The sequence below is a fragment of the Bacillus sp. FSL L8-0099 genome (assembly GCF_038006385.1).
In the GTDB taxonomy this organism is placed as follows: domain Bacteria; phylum Bacillota; class Bacilli; order Bacillales; family Bacillaceae_G; genus Bacillus_A; species Bacillus_A toyonensis.
In genome coordinates, this window is sequence record NZ_JBBOVC010000001.1 from 5,169,383 (window position 1) to 5,187,898 (window position 18,516).

An 18,516-nucleotide genomic window follows, 5' to 3' on the forward strand; every position below is an offset into this window, starting at 1 on the left:
CTGTATTATAGTACAGTTTAGTATAGCAAAAATCATACAAAAAAAGAGAGGATATTGTCGAACATATGTTGAACGACAATACCCTCTCTTTCACTTATTATATTTACTTAGCATATCCATTCGGTTGTTTTTGATGCCAATTCCAAGCATGCTCAATGATTGTTTTCACATTTACATACTTAGGATCCCATCCTAACTTCTCTTTCGCCTTCTGAGAAGAAGCAACTAAACGTGCTGGATCTCCCGCACGACGCGGTGCTACCTCAGCAGGAATTTCATGATTTGTAACTTCACGAACTGCATCAACGATTTCTTTTACACTGAAACCATTACCGTTTCCTAAGTTATAGAAATCACTTTCTCCGCCGTTTTGTAGGTCTTTAAGTCCTAAGAAATGAGCTGCTACTAAATCTTCAACATGAATATAATCACGAATACAAGTACCATCTGGTGTATTATAATCTTCACCAAACATCATAATTTTCTCACGTTGACCTAACGCTACTTGCAATACAAGAGGAATTAAATGCGTCTCTGGACGATGATCTTCCCCAATAATACCATTTGGAGTTGCACCAGCCACGTTAAAGTATCTGAAGACCTTATATTTTAAGTTAGACGCTTGGCTATACCAATGAAGCATTTTTTCAATTGCTAATTTTGTCTCGCCATACGTATTCGTTGGATTTGTTACAGTTTCCTCAGTAATAAGATCCACATCTACTTCGCCGTAAGTTGCCGCAGTAGATGAGAAAATGAACTTATCTACTTTAAACTCGTCCATTACTTCTAATAAGCAAAGTGCGCCATACACGTTGTTGTTATAATATTGAAGAGGTTTCTCCATACTAACACCAACTAAAGAATCAGCCGCGAAATGCATAACCGCGTCAATATTTTCTTTTGTAAAGACGTCTCTTAAGAAACTTTTATCACGAAGGTCTCCGTTATAAAACTTTGCGCCTTCTGTAATGGCATCTTCATGACCTGTTTGTAAGTTATCCACTACTACTACAGATAAACCTTCATCTACTAATTTTTTCACAGCGTGTGAACCGATGTAGCCAGCTCCGCCACAAACCAAAATTGAACTCATGTTATTCCTCCTACTATACTCAATACAACAAATATATAGTTTCTCTCATACATTTTATGCTTACCTATATTTTACCATAAACATTCATTTAAAATAATATAATGTGAACCGTAACGACAACTAACTTCTTAAAGTGACAAGCTTCTCTTCAACCTTCTCTAAATCCTCGACAGAATCTATTTCAAAGCTGGCATTGCTATCAATTTCATATAAATGAACATTCAGATGACCAATATTATCTTTCACAATATTATCCCAATACAGCTCACTAAAGTCTTCTTGTTCCACTGCTTTTTCTAACTCTTTTACGATATAATCCGCATCGTCCTTACACCAATAGGAAAGGCCACATAAAATGTAATCATCATGACCGTCACCAATTTCAATATCGTACACTTTCTTGCTCCCATCGTGCTTAATAATCCATTCATTGCGGAAGTCTTCTTTCCTTGCACTAAAGTATAAAGATGACTCTGGTTTTTCAATAAATATATTACGATGTAAATACACATCAGCATCTACCACATACGCATCTGCCAAATATTCACGCACTACATACATCGTATAAATATTGTTGTACATATTATATTTATCGTTATATACAAGACGTATATTTTCATATTTATCAACAAGATAATTGAATTTTTCCGATAAATATCCAGTAACAACAATAATTTCATCTATACCAATCTCTTGTAAATATTCAATTTGTCGTTCTAGCATCGGTTTCCCGTTTACCTCTACTAATGACTTTGGTTTCGTTAATGTTAATGGGCGCAAGCGTGTCCCCATACCAGCTGCTAATAAAATCGCTCTCATGCTACCTCTCCTCTATATTTCTTTCTCTTAATAAATTCATTTGCATCCGCGACTGTTAAAACAGCCCCTACAATAATGAATAAACAACAAATAATTAATTTCCAAGAAAATGGTGTTCCCATTACTAATATAGAAATCCAAATCGCCCAAGCTGAATATGTAATATTCAGCCCCATAGCTTTCGTTGGGCCCAGTTCATGGATTGCTTTATAGTAAAAAATGTACGAAGCTGTCCCAATTAACGCCACAAATATAATTAAGATAAATTCACTACTTACCATAACTTCTTTCGTTAAAAAATGCCCGCCTAATGTCGGTAAAATGATTAGTCCATATGTTACAGACGAAACAAGTTGGCGAATTTGCAACGCCTCTTCTGGTGAAACTTCCCCATCCTTCATACCATAGGCACAAATAACACATTCTAATCCCCAACCTATAATACAAATCAAAACAAAAATAAAACCTAACATATAGTTTTGTGTTGCAAATCCATCACCGGTAAAGCCAAGAATAATAATACTACTAATGCTTATTACAAGTCCTAACCAATTCCAAGAGCGTAAACGTTCTTTTAAAAACATAAATGCAAAAAATGCTCCAACGGCTGGATATATGGCTGAAATTGCTGCCGTATACGAAGCCCCTATATACTTTACGGCTAATACATAAAAAGTCATCCCTAAAGGTCCGCCCATTAAAGCGCCTAACATTACGAAACGACCACTTCTTGTTTTTAATTTAGAAAGTGCTGTTCGTAATTGACCTTTAAGTCCCATATAGACCATCATCCACAATGTCGACATAAAATCATGTAAAAATGTGCTAACAAGCGGCGCAAGGAATATAACTTGCTCCGTTTCCAACATAACTGTCGAGGATAATATAATCCCAATTAAAACCGTATCTATAGCCCAAGCAAATCCGGAGAACACACCATAAAAAATCCCTCTACTTTGCTTTCGATTCATACTGGTATCCTCCATAGTACTCTAAAAATAACTGTAAATTTTCTTTTGCCCGCGTATAACGATCCATTCCATATGTTCCGAAATCACTACCCGCTGCTTCTTTAATCTTTGTCCAAATACTCCATAAAAAGTCTTGGAAAATTTTATTTAATAAGATTCTTTGTCGATGCATTTCTTCTACTTTTCCATTAAAATAGTAATCTAAAAATAACTCTTCATCTTCAGCTGAGAATTCACACTCTAAACTATGTGCTGCAATATCCCACATCGGATCATTCAAGCCGCCATACTCCCAGTCGATTAAATACATCTTGTTTTCTCCGTTTTTCACAAAGTTTTCAGCAACAGTATCATTATGGCAAGGTGTTAACTGAACATCCATTTTCTCATACATTGCTTTTAATCGCATAACTTGCTTCTTTACCTTTTTATAATCAGCAAAGTTTGAACCATTTGATTTACTTAATAAACCTTCATAATGCTCAATTTTCTCAAATACATTAAACGTATTACTCATCGCTGCACTTGATTCATGTAATTCCTTCAAAATAGCTGCCGTTAACTGCATGTTATCACTACGTCGCGCCGTTTTCGGATTCAATGTTTCTGCATTTGAAATAAGCTCTGCTAACTTAACACCTGTTTCTTCATTAAAGTATAGAAGCTCAGCGTCAATTCCTAGCTCACTTGCCAAATTAGAATTCACCATTTCATCATGACGACTAATCATTTCTTCCGTACCGCTTCCTGGAATACGAAGTACATATTCTGAATCCCCAACACTTACCTTGAAATTCGTATTTGTCATACCACCAAATGGTTGAATATTTGTAATAGCATCTTCTGGAATATTTAAAGCCTCCATAACGTGGCCTTTAATTTGTTTTTCTTTAAACTCTGCTTCTTTTCTCAATAAACGAGGGTAAATTTTATTCCTCACAACTTCATATTGCTGTTTTGTATCAATTTCTGCCCATACAATATTTTGTAATTTGATATGCCCAATATCATATGTTCTTGCAACATCAAGAAGTAAATATTCATAATTCACATACGGATTTTGATTATGATTAAACAACTCCAACATATTAAGAAAAACATCATAAGAAAGTTTTGAAATTCCAATCATCTCGCCATCAATACGATTTAATTGATGAACATCTTTCGAGATTTTATACAAGTTCCCGTTTTGAATCTCTACAAATGCCTCATCACCAGAACCACTTTCATTCGTAATCAATACACAGTCCCGTTCCGGATATTGTAGCAATTGAGAAATCGCATCTTCTTCTATTAAAATATCATCTTCAATTAATAGAAAATCATCTGTAATTAAACTTTGAACACTTGAAAGTGAAGCCATAGAGCCTGTCCATTTATATTTCGGATTTTCTACAAAGTATACTCCTTGCTCTTTATTCCAAGAAGCAAATTTTTCTTTTTTATATCCAGAAACAATAACAACTTTTTCAATCCCGTTATTGTGTAATATCTCTAAATTTCGATTTAAAAGTATTTTATCACCAATGGATAATAACCCAGATGGTTTACCTAATTCCTTACGATTTCCTGCCGCAAGAATAACTGCTTGCTTCACTTTTTTATACTCTCGCTGATGAATACGAATCTTTTTTTGCTGCAGTGTAGCTAACTCGCTCTGCAAAAATTTAAGACCCTGTTCTTTCACATAATAGCTTATATGTTTTCCATTTTTTTCACTAACAACATAATTTTTTTTCGTCAAATCATTTATAATATAATTCACTTTTCCGGTAGATATCCCACTACGTTCTGCAATTTTCTTCTGACTTAAATGTGGTTCTTTATTAATAATTTCTAATATATCAAGCACATGTTGCATATGTGGTCCCCCATAACATCGATAATACATTCAAAATTTGAACGCAACATTAATATTATCACTAATAAGGTGGAATGTAAATTTGTTGTAAAATTTCAGTAAATACATTTTTACATTTCTCCTATCATCTAAAATAAAAAGAAGTGCCCCTGCTTATTTTGCACAGGGGCACTTCTTTTTATTTATAAATAGCCTCAACGTTATTGGCTGACACAACTTTAATATTACTAGCAGAATTTGCAAAATCCCAATTCTCATCCTTAATCATATAATTAGGACCATAGTTTTCAGTAAGGTACTCTTCAACATTTGAAGGAACAGGGAATTCTTCGCCCTTGAATGGCATTAATTTCGTTCCTAACAATGTAGAACTTGCTGTTTTCGTTTTCCATCCTGTAAGGATCTTTTCAGTTCCTCTTTCCTGCGTCGACATCTCATCAGTTCCTTCAAAGAAGTAACACCATACTTTATTAGGATCTTCCGAAAAATAATAGAACAGATCGATATGAGTTCCTTTATAAGTGAAAGTTTGCTCTACAACATGACCATCAACTGTGAACTCCCTAAACGTCTTAACACCTTTATCATTTAACGTTTTCTCTAGTGCTCTTTTCTTCTCTTCACTTATATTAAAAGTACCAATATCCATATCTAAATCATGGCTTATGAAATCTTTTTCTCGCACAGCTCCAAGTAACGTGCCATAATCTAACCAAAATTCTTGATCATGCTCTTTAAAAGCTTCTTGCACTAATAGTAAACACTCTACTCCATATTGTTTAATATTGTTTCGTACTAATTGCAATTGCTTATTCGCACGATATTCTAAAGGCTTTTTTAACAATGTACGAACTAGCTTATTTCCTTCAATAAATTTTCTAATTTCTTGTTTAAATCCCATATAAAAATCCTCGCAATAACATCTATTTAAAGTAATATAACGGAATAAAATCACTCACATATCTCCGTTATTTTCTCCGTTTCCTACACCATCATACTATTTGACACCACATTTTTCAAAGGGAAAGTCAGATTTTTGGATTGGTCGTGTTGTATAAATGAAAACAAATTACTTATGCTATAACAAATAACCCTTACGCTTAGACAGTAACCCCGTACTTACATAAATAAAAGGCATACGATTTCTCGTATACCTTTTGTGTATCTTTCATTACTTAGCCACGAAATAATCCGTTACATATTGTGCCCAAACTTCATGTCCTTTAGCACTTGGGAAACCAAACTCTTCTTGTAAGTACGGTAAAATAGCCTTTGTTGCTGCATCAGGCCATGCTCCCCAGTGATCAACATATGTATAACCATTTTGCGTCGCAAATTGCTTTAATGCCTCAATTGCTTTCGGATAATTCTTCGCACCATACACTGGGTTTGATGGTTGAATCATAATTGTAGCACCTTTTGCACTAGTAGAAAGTGCTTGAACAAACTTCTGTGTACTCGCAACAGAGTTCCCATTACCAGTTTTACCGTTATCAGTAATAAATGGTGGCTCAAATAAAATCACATCTGGCTTGTCTTTCGCAATCTCTTTATCACGCTTATTCGCGATTAACTCGTCTGTACTTTCACCCTTATATTCCTTTACTGTCACATTCCATAAACCTTTACCGTAAGCAGTTTCTAAATTAGCTGTTAACTTAGCTGCCCAAGCATCTTTTTCAGATGAAGAAGCTTCATCACCAACAATAACAAGATTTACTGCCTTTTTCTCTTTAGCAGCTTTCTTCAACTTCTCTTTCACTTCATCTGGTAAATTCTTCGCATATGCTTCATTAAAAGATGACTTCGCATCTTGCTTTTTCTCTGCTTTTTTCTCTTCTTTCTTCGCTCCGCTATCCTTCACTTCAGCCTTTGTCTTCGTTACTTCACTCGTCTGTCCCGTTGCATTTGCAACTTTCTTATTCCAGTACAATTTACCGCTCACAATCGAAGCAACAAACAATACAAAAACAACAAGAACAAGTACCGCTTTCTTATTCATCGATTCACCTCATCTATTAATCTCACAACATATAATATTAATATAAATCCATGCAAAAATAAACCCAACTCCTTCCAAAGGAGTTGGGTTATTACATATTATTTAGTCACTTCAAGATGTGCTCTTAACTTATTCGTTATATCTTGTTTCGCTGCATCTGGAACATAGTAATACCAAATGCCATCAGCGGCTTTGTGGCCGTCGCCTGGGATTTGAATCTCTTCACTGTTCTCCATGCAATCTTTATAATTCTTTTGAATCTCAAACATTTGCTCTTGCGTTAAACTTGTTTTTACGTTTTTTTCAATTGCTTTTAATACGTCACCGTAACTTGCTAGAGAAGATACACTTGCGCCCTTTTTAATTACAGCCTGGATAACTTGACGCTGACGCATTTGACGACCGAAGTCACCGCGTGGATCCTCGTAACGCATACGAGTATACTTTAATGCCGTTTCACCATTTAAATGAATATTACCTTTAGCAAAATGTTGATCTCTTGATGTAAACTCTAAATCGTTATTTACATCAACACCGCCAACAGCATCTACAATATCTCTAAATCCAGCCATGTTTACTTCAATATAATGATCAACCGGTACATTAAGGAAATTCTCTACTGTTTTTACAGACATATCAATGCCACCAAAGGCATAGGCATGGTTGATTTTATCTTTTTTACCTTTCCCTACAATCTCCGTATAAGAGTCGCGTGGAATACTCGTAATTTTCATAGATTTTGTTTTTGGGTTTAAGGTAAATAACATAAGTGAATCCGATCTACCTGTCCCATTATCTTCCTGATCTACACCCATCAGTAAAATAGATATAGGTTTATTATCCGAAATCTCTACTTTCTTATCTCGTTTGTCAGACTTATCACGATCCAAAGGCTTATGCACTGTATTTAACGTATTAGATACATTAGAGTAAACAGTATATGCATATACACCACCAGCAATAACAAGAACACCAATGATACCTAGAATCCAAAATAGAATCTTTTTCTTCATCGTTTTTCCTTCTTTCAAATAACAAATTCAGTAATCTTATACTTACTATTATTTCACATAAAACTATACAGATTTACAAATCATTTGTAAACCACTGATTCTTCCACTATCTTATAGCTTCTTGAGAAAATCTTTTAAAGCTTCCTTCCAATCTTGGAACGATTCAAATCCATTTTCTTCAATCATCCCTTTGTCCAGCACTGAGTATTTAGGGCGTGCAGCAGGCCTTGGAAAGTTTTCTGTTGTTAGTGGATTGACCACTATTTCAATATTAGATTGCTTGAATATCTCTTTTGCAAACTCATACCAAGAACAAACTCCTGAGTTAGAACCATGATATATGCCATACTTATCAGTTTTCACAAGATTAATAATAAATCTCGCTAAATCAGTTGTATAGGTTGGTGAACCTACCTGATCATGAACAACTCCTAATTCTGTCTTCTCTTTCGCTAAACGCAACATCGTTTTCACAAAATTATTACCGTATAAGCCAAATACCCAAGACGTTCTGACAATATAACTTTTTGAACAATACTTTTGTGTATAATGTTCTCCAGCTAATTTTGAGCTACCATATACAGTTTGAGGATTCGTTTGATCATCCACTTTATATGGTTCATTTTTCGTTCCATCAAAAACGTAATCAGTACTTACATAACAAAACTTTGCTTTCACTGCTTCGGCAGCTTGCGCTAAATATTTTGTACCTTCAGCATTAACCTTGAAAGCAGTTTCTTCATCGCTCTCAGCTTGATCTACTTGTGTATATGCTGCTGTATGAATAATAATATCAGGTTTTATAGATAGTACTTTTTCAATAACTTGTCCTTCATTTGTAATATCTAACTCTTCTCTACCAAATCCAAAAACTTCCCATTGTTGATTTTCTAGTAAGCACAATACATCTTGTCCTAATTGACCTTTAGCCCCTGTTACTAATACTTTCATGTTTTATACCTCTAATCTATTCGCATATTGATTCTTGAAGTATTCTTGGTATTCTCCAGAAATAATATTTTTCCACCAATCTTGATTTTCTAAATACCATTTAATAGTTTGCTCAATACCTGTATCAAAGTTGTACTTCGGTGACCAACCTAATTCTTCACGGAGTTTTGTTGCATCAATTGCGTAACGGCGATCATGACCTGGACGATCTGTAACATACTTAATTAGAGATTCTGGTTTATCCAATGCTTTTAAGATTGTTTTTACGATTTCAATGTTTGTACGTTCATTGTTTCCACCAACATTGTACACTTCACCATTTTTTCCTTTATGAAGTACTAAATCGATTGCCTGACAATGGTCTTCCACATGTAACCAATCACGTACATTTAAACCATCACCATATACAGGTAATTGTTTATCATTCAGTGCATTAATAATCATTAAAGGAATTAACTTTTCTGGGAAATGAAATGGTCCGTAATTATTTGAACAACGTGTAATATTTACTGGTAAACCAAACGTTTCATGATAAGCACGAACTAATAGGTCTGCACCAGCTTTACTTGAACTATACGGACTATTTGATGCCAAAGGTGTTTCTTCCGTAAAGTAACCAGTTTCGCCTAAAGTTCCATATACCTCATCTGTTGAAACTTGCAAGTATTTTTTTACTTCCGCATTTTTAGCAGCATCTAGTAATACTTGTGTACCTTGAATGTTTGTTTGAATAAAGATATCAGGATTTATAATGCTTCTATCAACATGCGACTCTGCTGCGAAATTTAACACATAATCAAAATTTTCTTCTTTAAATAATTGATTAATAAACTGACGATCTGCTATATCGCCTTTGATAAATTTGTAATTAGATAATTCTTCAATATCTTTTAGATTCTCTAAATTCCCTGCATATGTTAGCGCATCTAAATTTACAATATTATATTCAGGATACTTCTTCACCATATATCGAACAAAATTACTTCCAATAAACCCTGCGCCACCCGTTACTAATACTTTCATGTTATTCCTCCTTATTTCTCGTACACAAAATTAATATTTGCTTCTTCTAATAGTGGATGTTTAGTATCCTTTTCTGAAAGAATCGGTTCACTTACCGGCCAATCGATTCCTAATGCTGGATCATTCCATAGAATACCTGCATCATGATTAGGAGAATAGTATTCATCTACCTTATACGCCACTGTTGAATTTGGTACTAATGTACAAAATCCGTGTGCAAATCCTTTTGGCACAACTAATTGGCGCTTATTATGTTCACTTAAAATAACACCAATCCATTGACCATATGTAGGTGAGCCTTTACGAATATCAACAGCTACATCATAAATAGCTCCTGTAATACAACGTACTATTTTTGTCTGTGCTTTAGGATTCAACTGAAAATGTAAACCTCGTAATGTTCCGGCTGGTACAGATAAAGATTGATTATCCTGAATAAATTCATATTCTAAACCAAGTTTATCAAAAATCTCTTTATTATAACTTTCCATAAAATATCCGCGATGATCGCCAAATACTTTAGGCTCTAAAATAACTACATCAGGAATTTTAGTTTCAACAATCTTCATTATACGTACTCCTTTATTGATAAATTGGTTGTTTTTGTTTACTTTGTTCTGCCAATCGAATTAAATATTGACCGTATTGATTTTTTTTCATTGGCTCTGCTAATTCAAGTAGTTGCTCACGGGTAATATATCCTTTTCTAAACGCTATTTCCTCTAAACAAGCTACCTTTAAACTTTGACGTTTTTCAATTGTTTCAATGAATTGAGATGCTTCTAATAATGACTCGTGCGTTCCAGAGTCCAACCAAGAAAAACCACGTCCAAGAATTTCAACGTGTAACTCTTGTAATTGTAAATAAACTTTATTTATATCAGTAATTTCCAATTCACCACGAGGTGAAGGCTTAATATTCTTTGCAATTTCCACAATCCGATTGTCATAAAAATATAAACCCGTTACAGCATAATGCGATTTTGGCTCTTGAGGTTTTTCTTCAATAGAAATAGCCTTTCCATCTTCATCAAATTCCACTACCCCAAAACGTTCTGGATCATTTACATAATATCCAAAAACAGTTGCCCCTTCTTGACGTTCTACAGCGTTTTGTAATAATTTTGTTAAACCATGTCCATAGAATAAATTATCACCAAGAACAAGAGCTACAGAGTCATCGCCAATAAACTCTTCTCCAATAATAAATGCCTGAGCTAAGCCATCTGGAGAAGGTTGTACAGCATATTCAAGCTTTATTCCAAACTGTGAACCATCTCCCAGTAGCTCTTTAAAACGAGGCGTATCCTGTGGTGTAGATATAATTAAAATTTCTTGAATACCAGCAAGCATTAATACTGATAATGGATAATAAATCATTGGCTTATCGTACACGGGTAACAATTGCTTTGATACAGCTTGTGTCAGTGGATATAATCTCGTTCCACTACCTCCAGCTAGAATAATACCTTTCATAAATTACTCGCACTCCTTTTTATATCATAGAAATAGGGAATAAATCTGCCTAGATTCATCCCCTTCTAATTTCTGTTATGACTTTAAAAATAAAGATTCATAATCACTTACAATTTTCTCCCATGAGTATTCATGGATAATTCTATCTTTCGCCTTACTACCCAATTCATCAATTTGCTCTTGTGAATATCGCTCAACATCATGAATTAAGTTAGCTAAAGAGCCACTTTCTTTAGAGAAGTAAACAGCTCCTTCTTCCCCAACCTCTCTATTAAACACTACATCTAAAAGCATATTTAATTTTGTAGAAGCCAACGCTTCTAATAATGATGGATTCGTTCCACCTACTTCATGCCCATGGAAATATGCAAATGCATTTTCACGAACTTTCTTCAATAATTCTTGATCATATACAGTTCCAACAAACTTAACACGAGGATCGTTATCAAAATTCGTCTTTGCTAATAAATCTTGATAAAATTGATTTTGTTCAACATTAGAAATAATCACAAAGTCTTTTTTAGAATCTGATTTCATAAATTCACGGACCATTAACTCGTAATTGTTCTCTGGAACGAAACGACCAACTACTAAGTAATATTCATTGGCACTTATATCATGTTTCTTATACCATTCGTTTAGTTTTACATCATCGTCTTCTAAAGATGATGATGTAACATCCGCACCGTAGGCAATAAATGTCGTCTTAGGGCTATAATTTTTATAGTCTGTTTTAATATATGACTCAATTCCTTTAGAATCACACACTAATAAATCTGCATTTTTAACCATTAACTTCTCAGATATTTTCCAATATGTTCTAATAGCTGGACTCCATTTACTTCTTTTCCACTCATGTCCATCTGGATTTACAAATACCTTTACACCCATTTTTTCTAGCTTACTTTTATAGAAAGAAAAAAATGGGCCAATACGACAAGCAAGCACGTAGACAATGCAGTTTGTCAGGTTATTTCTTTTAATATAACGGATGCACTCTTTTAAACTTAAAATATCATATGCTACTGCTTTAGCACTACCGATTTCAGGTGTTTTTACATTAAAGCATCTTGCATTATTATGCTTGAACTCATCATTATTATTAGCTAGGCAAGATACGTGATACTGAATATCTTCACTTTGCTTTCGAGCTGTTAAGTATTCTACAAATGTTTCGAATCCACCATATTTTGCGGGAATCCCTTTGGATCCGATTATAAATACATGCCTCATTTATTCTTCTACTCCTGCTCTTACCTCTTGATATAGGTTTATTATTTCATTCGTATGTTGTTGCATAATGTAAGGAAATTTCATTTTAGATATATTTTCATTTATTCTCTCTAGTTTCAGTGGATTATCTAATATTGAAGATAATTTATTAATAAAATCATTTCCATCTGTTTTATAAATAAATCCAGTCTCCTCGTCTTTTATTAGATCCTTAAATCCCACATGTTCAGAAACCATGATTGGAACGCCATAAGATTGAGCTTCTAGACCAATAAATCCAAATGTTTCTTTCCAAATGCTTGGAATAATTAATAAATCAATTTGATCAAACATTTTCTTCAACTGGCTGTATTCATATCGACCATGAAAAGTATAATGTTCTGGACTATAGATTGCTGTATTATTTATAAAATCACCATATACATCTAAGTGCCAATGTTTATATCCATTTCCTTTTAAACAGTCCAATGTATCTTTTAAAGCATAAAATCCTTTATACACATCTATAGGACCCAAATAGCCCAACCTTAAAATCGAACTGTTTTCCCTTCTAGAAAGGCGCTCTCTACGATGATCATAAATATTGTTATGACTAATAGAAATAACCTTTCCTTTTAAATCTAGAAAACTTTCAAACTGTTCTTTTGCAATCGAACTATTGAAGTGAAAGTAGTCTATCAATTTAAATACCTCTAAATAATATTTGCGTAATTTTACATATTGAATAGCTAGATTATCATCTAGTTTTATTACCTCTTCCGATACACTAGAAACTTCTATACTTTTTTTAACTTGATTCTTTTTTAGTTTCCTCAGTGATTTCACAACACTACTATCCTTTAAATATCGATATGGATAGGACTGCATGACATAAATCATTGGTAAACTAAGAGCATTAATATTACACGATAAACAATTATGACCAGAATTAAAATCTTCGCAAATATTGCCCTCCGCATCCATAAGATTAACCTTAGGACAAAGACCAAAATAATCATGTGTAGTGAATATTACTTTTATAGATAACTCTTTTGCCACTTCAAAGAACTCCTTATGTATTCCCATCAAAGTATGAACATGAATTACATCTGGATTTGTTTTCTTTAAATACTCTTTATAAATTCCTCTATCAACCTTTTTCATAAATAATTGTGGTTGGTTAATTCCATTTAACAAGGAAATGGGTAAAGGGTTTACTAATTCGTAAACCCCTATGTTTCCATATGATTTGTTTTTTTTAATAGATACCTTTTTTGAAACAGTAATTTTCCCAGGATATAAAAGAGATACTTCATGCTCATTGGATTGCTCGAGCATTAAATCAAGTGAATATTTTGTTAACCCTCCCGTACGAAAAGGCGGTAACCCTAGCGAGATATGCAATATTCTCAATTTACCATCTCCTTCTTCTCAAGACGGCTTTTAACAATTTTCACTGGATTTCCTACAGCAACGCTATACGATGGAATGTTTTTATTAACTAAGGTATTAGCTCCTATAACACAGCCCTTTCCAACTTCCACACCATCTAAAAAAACTGCCCCTGATCCTATCCAGCAGTCATCACCTATGGTTATACCCTTATTAGTAACCCCTTGTTCTTTAATCGGGATATCTGTTCTAATAAAATTATGATTTTCCGAATGAAACCTAACATTTTGTCCCATAATTACATTACTACCTATCTTAATACCTCCCGCTGCTCCAAAAAAGCTAAAATCGCCAATACCACTATTATCGCCTATAATTATACCTTTACCTAGATTTTTTAAACTTCCCGAGCATGCGATAATTGTATACGAACCGACTTTAACATTATTCCCAATTCTAAGTCCTTCCCTTGATAAACCGTCTAAAAAAACATAGTCATCTAAAGTAACACCATTACCAAATGAAATTGCATTTTTATTCCTCAATTTCACCTTTTTACCTACAAATAAGATTCTCCCACATTCCTTTAAACCAATTCTCCTTAAAATACCACGCCATATACTCATTAATCTAAAAAAAACAATTCCTAATACATTAACAGTCTTTATACTATCGTCTAATTTATATTCGGTTTTCTTTAATTTACTGATAATAAAGTTTAAAAATGCAATCACACGCAATCACTCAATCCTTTTTAAATATAATCTTTTTTTAAACCTATTAATTAGTTAAGTATCTTTTTTTCTAAATCTTTAACAACATTAATCCATTTATATTCTGCTACTTTTTGAGACCAGCTAAGTTGATTTGAAGACTCTCTTCTTTCTAGCGATTTAATCGCATCAAAAATATCCTTCTCATTATTTAACACTATTGGCCCTTTGTTAACCTGTTCCATTAAATCTTTTAATTCATCCTTTTCATCACCTAATACAGTTAGAACTGCTGCCCTGCTTCCTAAATACTCATATACTTTCCCAGGTACTTGTGTACTATTTTGATTTCCATATAACAGTAAAACATCGGCATACACAACATATTTTAAAGCTTCTTTATATGGCATAAGCGATTTTATTGTTACGTTTTCTAGATTTTTCATTCTATTTTCATCTTGAATATCTGTAAATTGACCTATAAACAAAACATGAATTTTTTTAAATAAATTATAATTTTCAATTCTTAACTTTTCAAGTGCAGTACACAATGGACCAATATCACGTAATTCCTTATAAATTGTTCCCGTATGTACAATATTAATTTTGTCATTCTTTAATTCTATTGGGATTTTCTTCTCCTGCTCTATATCGTGATACAAAGTATCGTCATATCCACGATATATAACATTTGTGACATTAGGATTTATGTCATATTTATCAATATACATTTGGCGGGTACTTTTAGTTGTAAAAAAGAACTTATCTACTTTACTAACAATATTTCTTTCAATTTTCTCTTCTAAAAATACCTTAATTAAAGATCTTCCTTTTCTTAAACTATCACCGTTCCAAGGATCACTCCAATAGCCCATCCATTTTAAATTAGGGAATTTTTTCTTTATTTTATAAGCAACTACATGACTAGATGGTGTTTCATGCATCGAAAAAATACAATCATAACTTCCGTTGCTTTCTATTAAAGATACCGCTTTCTTATAAGCTGGATTTATCCATTGTACAAAAGAATCCGGAATTAAAATATTCTTCTTAACAAAACTACCTATTTTTCTTTTAAAGCTAAATTTACTATTTTCAGATCTATTACTTATATCATTCCCTGGCTTTCTTGTATAAGATACATTATAGAGTAAACCTGGGTTTACTCTATGAATCCGTACCTCTTTATCAAAGGCATCTTCAGAATTTTTATCATATGCAATAGAATCTTTAGGATAATCTACTGTAATTACATCTAATTCATGCCCTAAACGATTTAAATAATTTATATAATTTAGCCCTCTTATATTTGCTGAGCCAATAAAAGGAGGTAATTGTGTTGCTATAAATAAAATTTTCATTTTTTTACACCTTTACTTTTTTATAAGATAAATCATAACTATTCAATTTAGATAGGAAACAACATACATGTCAAAAATGAATTACTAATCTATCCTTTTCCCTAGTTTATTCAAGAATGCAATTGTGCTGAAATAAAAAACCATTACTGGCAGAGAGTATATTATCTGCGCATTCATATATGCAGTAATTACTAGAAATGGTGGATGAAGAATAAAAAGTAAAAGATATAGTTTTTCTTTTCTGTTAATCATATATATTCTATATAAAGATATTTGTAAACTTAATAAAATATAACAAAATACGCTAATTCCTAAAATCCCTAATTTGACACCTAGTGTAGCAAATATATTATCAATAAAAATACCTATATTTGCTATAGACATGTCTACATTATACAGTATTAATTCCTTTCCTATTCCCTGTCCTAATGGATTGGTTATTAAACTATTAAATGCCATTTCATTACTGGTATTCCTTACTAATAAGGTATCATTTTGGGTATAAAACCTCTGAATTAATTCATTTGTTTCTATATTAGATTCATTTTTAACAAATATAAACATAAAAATAGAAGCCATTATAATTAATAGCATTGTCATAAATATCTTCCTACTTAATATTTTTATGTTTGCACTCTGGATTATACGTACTAGATTAAAAATAACAACACTTAATATACACATTAAAATTACCGTTCTATTTTGCGATAAATATATAGCGTATACATTAAAAATAATAATACAGGAATATAACCACTTATTATGGGAATAGAAATATAGCGATAATCCCAATGTTATAATTAGCAATGACGTATTGCCAAATGTCACTCTATTTCCCCACCAACTTTGTAGCATTTCTCCATAAATAAAATATAATTTATCCATCTCAAAATAGTATATATAAACGACTGCCAGAGAATATACCAATGACCCTACACATATTAGCTTTAATGTCCGATAAAAGTCATTCTTTGTTTTAATTAAACATTTTGCTGTAACGAATACAAATATTAAGGTTATATAAATTTTCAAATCGCTTATTAAAAACTGATTTTTATAGTTCATACCTACGAAAATATAAGTAATTATTAATACAAATAATATTAAAAGAGGTATATCTTTTTTTAATATTTTCACCCTCATTTTTTTTGTTAATAAAGAAACACTCACTATTAAAAATGATAATAATAAAGGAACGTAAGTTAAATCAAAATTATATAATATTATCTTCAACCAGATTTTGATATTATCATTATTAGGTATAGAAACAACTAAAAGAATGAAGAAATAAAACATTTCTTTTATATTATTTCGAACTAAAAGCCAAAGGCTAACTAAAATTATAAGTATTCCCACACTAGGTTCCTTTCTTTCTGACAAAATTTACACCGATTTAAATTAAAACTGAATACTAACTAATAAGATAGGATTTCATCATAAATCCTTATCAATTTTTCATTTTGTATATTCATATTATAATTCTTATCAATATGATTCAGTGCATTTTCTCTAATTTGATTATTAGATTCTACAACTTCTTTCAATTTCTTAACATACCCATGAATGTCCTTTTCTTGAGCTAGGTATCCACTATAGCCATCTTTAATCAATTCTGGTATCCCCGCATGATAAGTACTAACAACAGTAACTCCGCTAGCCATAGCTTCCATAATTACTGTAGGAATCCCCTCTTGATCGCCATTCCCAGAAGTGACGCTATGATGTAAAAAAACATCCGCTTCCTGCATAAGTTGTACAACTTCTTCTTTTACAACTTTACCAATAAATTGAACCTTATTTTCAACTTTCAATTCTTTACACAACTCTTCCATATCCTTCTTCAAAGGACCATCGCCTCCTAATATAAGTTGACTATTAGGATAAAATTCTAAAAATTCCTTAAAAGCGGATATAGTATATTTATGCCCCTTTTTTTCAACAAAATTGGAAACTTGTAAAAAATTAATAACTTCATTTTTCTTTTTTTTATCTTCTATTGATTTTTTCTCATTAAAAGAAAAATCTTGTATTGGTACACCTATATAATGAACTCTGATTTTAGATTCTTTTGCTCCATATTTCATCAAGTCGTTTTTCATTTTTTGGGAAACAGTTATAATTTCCCCATATTCAAATAATTCCCGTAACTGATTAACATATATATTGTTCTTTAGTAATGACGATGCATCATACCCATGAAATGTCACTACTAGTGGAATATTTAACTTTTTTGCTACTGGTAATATTTCCAATGCCGATGGACCAAAATGAGAATGAATTAATTTTACATTTTCTTTTTTTAAAATCTCACAATAATAATTACATTGTGCTTTAGATAATGTTGCATACTTTGATGTAACTGTTCTATATAGTTTATTAATGATTCTCTCAGCGTATTTTTTAGGGCAAGAATATATTTGATCACAAGGAAATACTTTTAAATTTTCCACTTTACTTGCCAAAACAATTGGATTGTATTTTTTTTGTATCCCTTGCAATTGACGATAGATAAAGGTCATTGATATCGTTAAATATTCTTGTTGATAAATTGCTATTTTATTTCCGTCCAACATTTTCACCTCAAATTTTTTCATATAAACAATTATTTTGCATAAAAAAGAAGCTT

At 32.4% G+C, this 18,516-nt stretch carries 17 protein-coding genes; all 17 read right to left on the reverse strand.

Annotated elements, in window-relative coordinates; all coding sequences use genetic code 11:
* Positions 1-103 precede the first annotated feature (103 nt).
* The 17 genes from galE to MHH42_RS26560 all read right to left on the reverse strand — a co-directional run bounded on the left by galE (position 104) and on the right by MHH42_RS26560 (position 18,460).
* The gene (galE, locus tag MHH42_RS26480; protein ID WP_016107271.1) at positions 104-1,096 is read right to left on the reverse strand and encodes a UDP-glucose 4-epimerase GalE; all 993 of its coding nucleotides are present in this window, start codon (positions 1,094-1,096) and stop codon (positions 104-106) included.
* 120 nt (positions 1,097-1,216) lie between these two features.
* The gene (locus tag MHH42_RS26485; RefSeq protein ID WP_016107272.1) at positions 1,217-1,915 is read right to left on the reverse strand and encodes a sugar phosphate nucleotidyltransferase; all 699 of its coding nucleotides are present in this window, start codon (positions 1,913-1,915) and stop codon (positions 1,217-1,219) included.
* Entirely contained in the window at positions 1,912-2,886 is a 975-nt protein-coding gene (locus MHH42_RS26490) for a DMT family transporter (protein WP_001080586.1), read from the reverse strand. Before MHH42_RS26490 ends, MHH42_RS26485 begins: the two co-directional genes overlap by 4 nt.
* Complete coding sequence (locus MHH42_RS26495) at positions 2,867-4,747, reverse strand: phosphocholine cytidylyltransferase/choline kinase family protein (RefSeq protein WP_070173962.1); 1,881 nt, start codon at positions 4,745-4,747, stop codon at positions 2,867-2,869. Before MHH42_RS26495 ends, MHH42_RS26490 begins: the two co-directional genes overlap by 20 nt.
* Before the next feature lie 178 nt (positions 4,748-4,925).
* A complete protein-coding gene (locus MHH42_RS26500) occupies positions 4,926-5,648 on the reverse strand; it encodes a LicD family protein (RefSeq protein ID WP_016107274.1) in 723 nt (240 codons plus the stop codon).
* A gap of 270 nt (positions 5,649-5,918) precedes the next feature.
* Entirely contained in the window at positions 5,919-6,749 is an 831-nt protein-coding gene (locus tag MHH42_RS26505; RefSeq protein WP_016107275.1) for an SGNH/GDSL hydrolase family protein, read from the reverse strand.
* Positions 6,750-6,847: 98 nt separating this feature from the next.
* Positions 6,848-7,762: a polyisoprenyl-teichoic acid--peptidoglycan teichoic acid transferase TagU gene (gene tagU, locus MHH42_RS26510; protein WP_000727068.1), complete on the reverse strand. Its 915-nt coding sequence runs from the start codon at positions 7,760-7,762 to the stop codon at positions 6,848-6,850.
* A 111-nt stretch (positions 7,763-7,873) separates the two neighbouring features.
* Positions 7,874-8,713, reverse strand: coding sequence for a dTDP-4-dehydrorhamnose reductase (rfbD, locus tag MHH42_RS26515; RefSeq protein ID WP_097873016.1), 840 nt, complete (start codon positions 8,711-8,713; stop codon positions 7,874-7,876).
* 3 nt (positions 8,714-8,716) lie between these two features.
* Positions 8,717-9,736 carry a dTDP-glucose 4,6-dehydratase gene (gene rfbB / locus MHH42_RS26520; protein WP_097873015.1) on the reverse strand — a complete coding sequence of 340 codons (1,020 nt, stop codon included), beginning with the start codon at positions 9,734-9,736 and terminating at the stop codon, positions 8,717-8,719.
* 11 nt (positions 9,737-9,747) lie between these two features.
* Complete coding sequence (gene rfbC, locus MHH42_RS26525; RefSeq protein ID WP_097873014.1) at positions 9,748-10,305, reverse strand: dTDP-4-dehydrorhamnose 3,5-epimerase; 558 nt, start codon at positions 10,303-10,305, stop codon at positions 9,748-9,750.
* A 13-nt stretch (positions 10,306-10,318) separates the two neighbouring features.
* On the reverse strand, positions 10,319-11,212 hold the full coding sequence (rfbA, locus tag MHH42_RS26530) for a glucose-1-phosphate thymidylyltransferase RfbA (RefSeq protein ID WP_097873013.1): 894 nt from the start codon (positions 11,210-11,212) through the stop codon (positions 10,319-10,321).
* 75 nt (positions 11,213-11,287) lie between these two features.
* Positions 11,288-12,445 (reverse strand): beta 1-4 rhamnosyltransferase Cps2T, encoded by a 1,158-nt coding sequence (gene cps2T / locus MHH42_RS26535; protein ID WP_097873012.1) that lies wholly within the window; start codon positions 12,443-12,445, stop codon positions 11,288-11,290.
* Entirely contained in the window at positions 12,446-13,837 is a 1,392-nt protein-coding gene (locus MHH42_RS26540) for a glycosyltransferase (protein ID WP_097873011.1), read from the reverse strand. It abuts the gene before it with no gap.
* On the reverse strand, positions 13,834-14,550 hold the full coding sequence (locus tag MHH42_RS26545) for an acyltransferase (RefSeq protein ID WP_255253911.1): 717 nt from the start codon (positions 14,548-14,550) through the stop codon (positions 13,834-13,836). The genes MHH42_RS26540 and MHH42_RS26545 overlap by 4 nt, the downstream gene beginning before the upstream one ends.
* A gap of 50 nt (positions 14,551-14,600) precedes the next feature.
* Positions 14,601-15,890 carry a glycosyltransferase gene (locus tag MHH42_RS26550; protein WP_097873009.1) on the reverse strand — a complete coding sequence of 430 codons (1,290 nt, stop codon included), beginning with the start codon at positions 15,888-15,890 and terminating at the stop codon, positions 14,601-14,603.
* Between the two features lie 84 nt (positions 15,891-15,974).
* Positions 15,975-17,270, reverse strand: coding sequence for an O-antigen ligase family protein (locus MHH42_RS26555; protein WP_088017957.1), 1,296 nt, complete (start codon positions 17,268-17,270; stop codon positions 15,975-15,977).
* Positions 17,271-17,305: 35 nt separating this feature from the next.
* Positions 17,306-18,460: a glycosyltransferase gene (locus MHH42_RS26560; protein WP_000348945.1), complete on the reverse strand. Its 1,155-nt coding sequence runs from the start codon at positions 18,458-18,460 to the stop codon at positions 17,306-17,308.
* Positions 18,461-18,516: the final 56 nt, after the last annotated feature.

Bases quoted from the DNA above. Each gene is read 5' to 3' on its own strand.
- galE (WP_016107271.1), bottom strand. From the start codon at position 1,096: ATGAGTTCAATTTTGGTTTGTGGCGGAGCTGGCTACATCGGTTCACAC.
- MHH42_RS26485 (WP_016107272.1), bottom strand. From the start codon at position 1,915: ATGAGAGCGATTTTATTAGCAGCTGGTATGGGGACACGCTTGCGCCCA.
- MHH42_RS26490 (WP_001080586.1), bottom strand. From the start codon at position 2,886: ATGAATCGAAAGCAAAGTAGAGGGATTTTTTATGGTGTGTTCTCCGGA.
- MHH42_RS26495 (WP_070173962.1), bottom strand. From the start codon at position 4,747: ATGCAACATGTGCTTGATATATTAGAAATTATTAATAAAGAACCACAT.
- MHH42_RS26500 (WP_016107274.1), bottom strand. From the start codon at position 5,648: ATGGGATTTAAACAAGAAATTAGAAAATTTATTGAAGGAAATAAGCTA.
- MHH42_RS26505 (WP_016107275.1), bottom strand. From the start codon at position 6,749: ATGAATAAGAAAGCGGTACTTGTTCTTGTTGTTTTTGTATTGTTTGTT.
- tagU (WP_000727068.1), bottom strand. From the start codon at position 7,762: ATGAAGAAAAAGATTCTATTTTGGATTCTAGGTATCATTGGTGTTCTT.
- rfbD (WP_097873016.1), bottom strand. From the start codon at position 8,713: ATGAAAGTATTAGTAACAGGGGCTAAAGGTCAATTAGGACAAGATGTA.
- rfbB (WP_097873015.1), bottom strand. From the start codon at position 9,736: ATGAAAGTATTAGTAACGGGTGGCGCAGGGTTTATTGGAAGTAATTTT.
- rfbC (WP_097873014.1), bottom strand. From the start codon at position 10,305: ATGAAGATTGTTGAAACTAAAATTCCTGATGTAGTTATTTTAGAGCCT.
- rfbA (WP_097873013.1), bottom strand. From the start codon at position 11,212: ATGAAAGGTATTATTCTAGCTGGAGGTAGTGGAACGAGATTATATCCA.
- cps2T (WP_097873012.1), bottom strand. From the start codon at position 12,445: ATGAGGCATGTATTTATAATCGGATCCAAAGGGATTCCCGCAAAATAT.
- MHH42_RS26550 (WP_097873009.1), bottom strand. From the start codon at position 15,890: ATGAAAATTTTATTTATAGCAACACAATTACCTCCTTTTATTGGCTCA.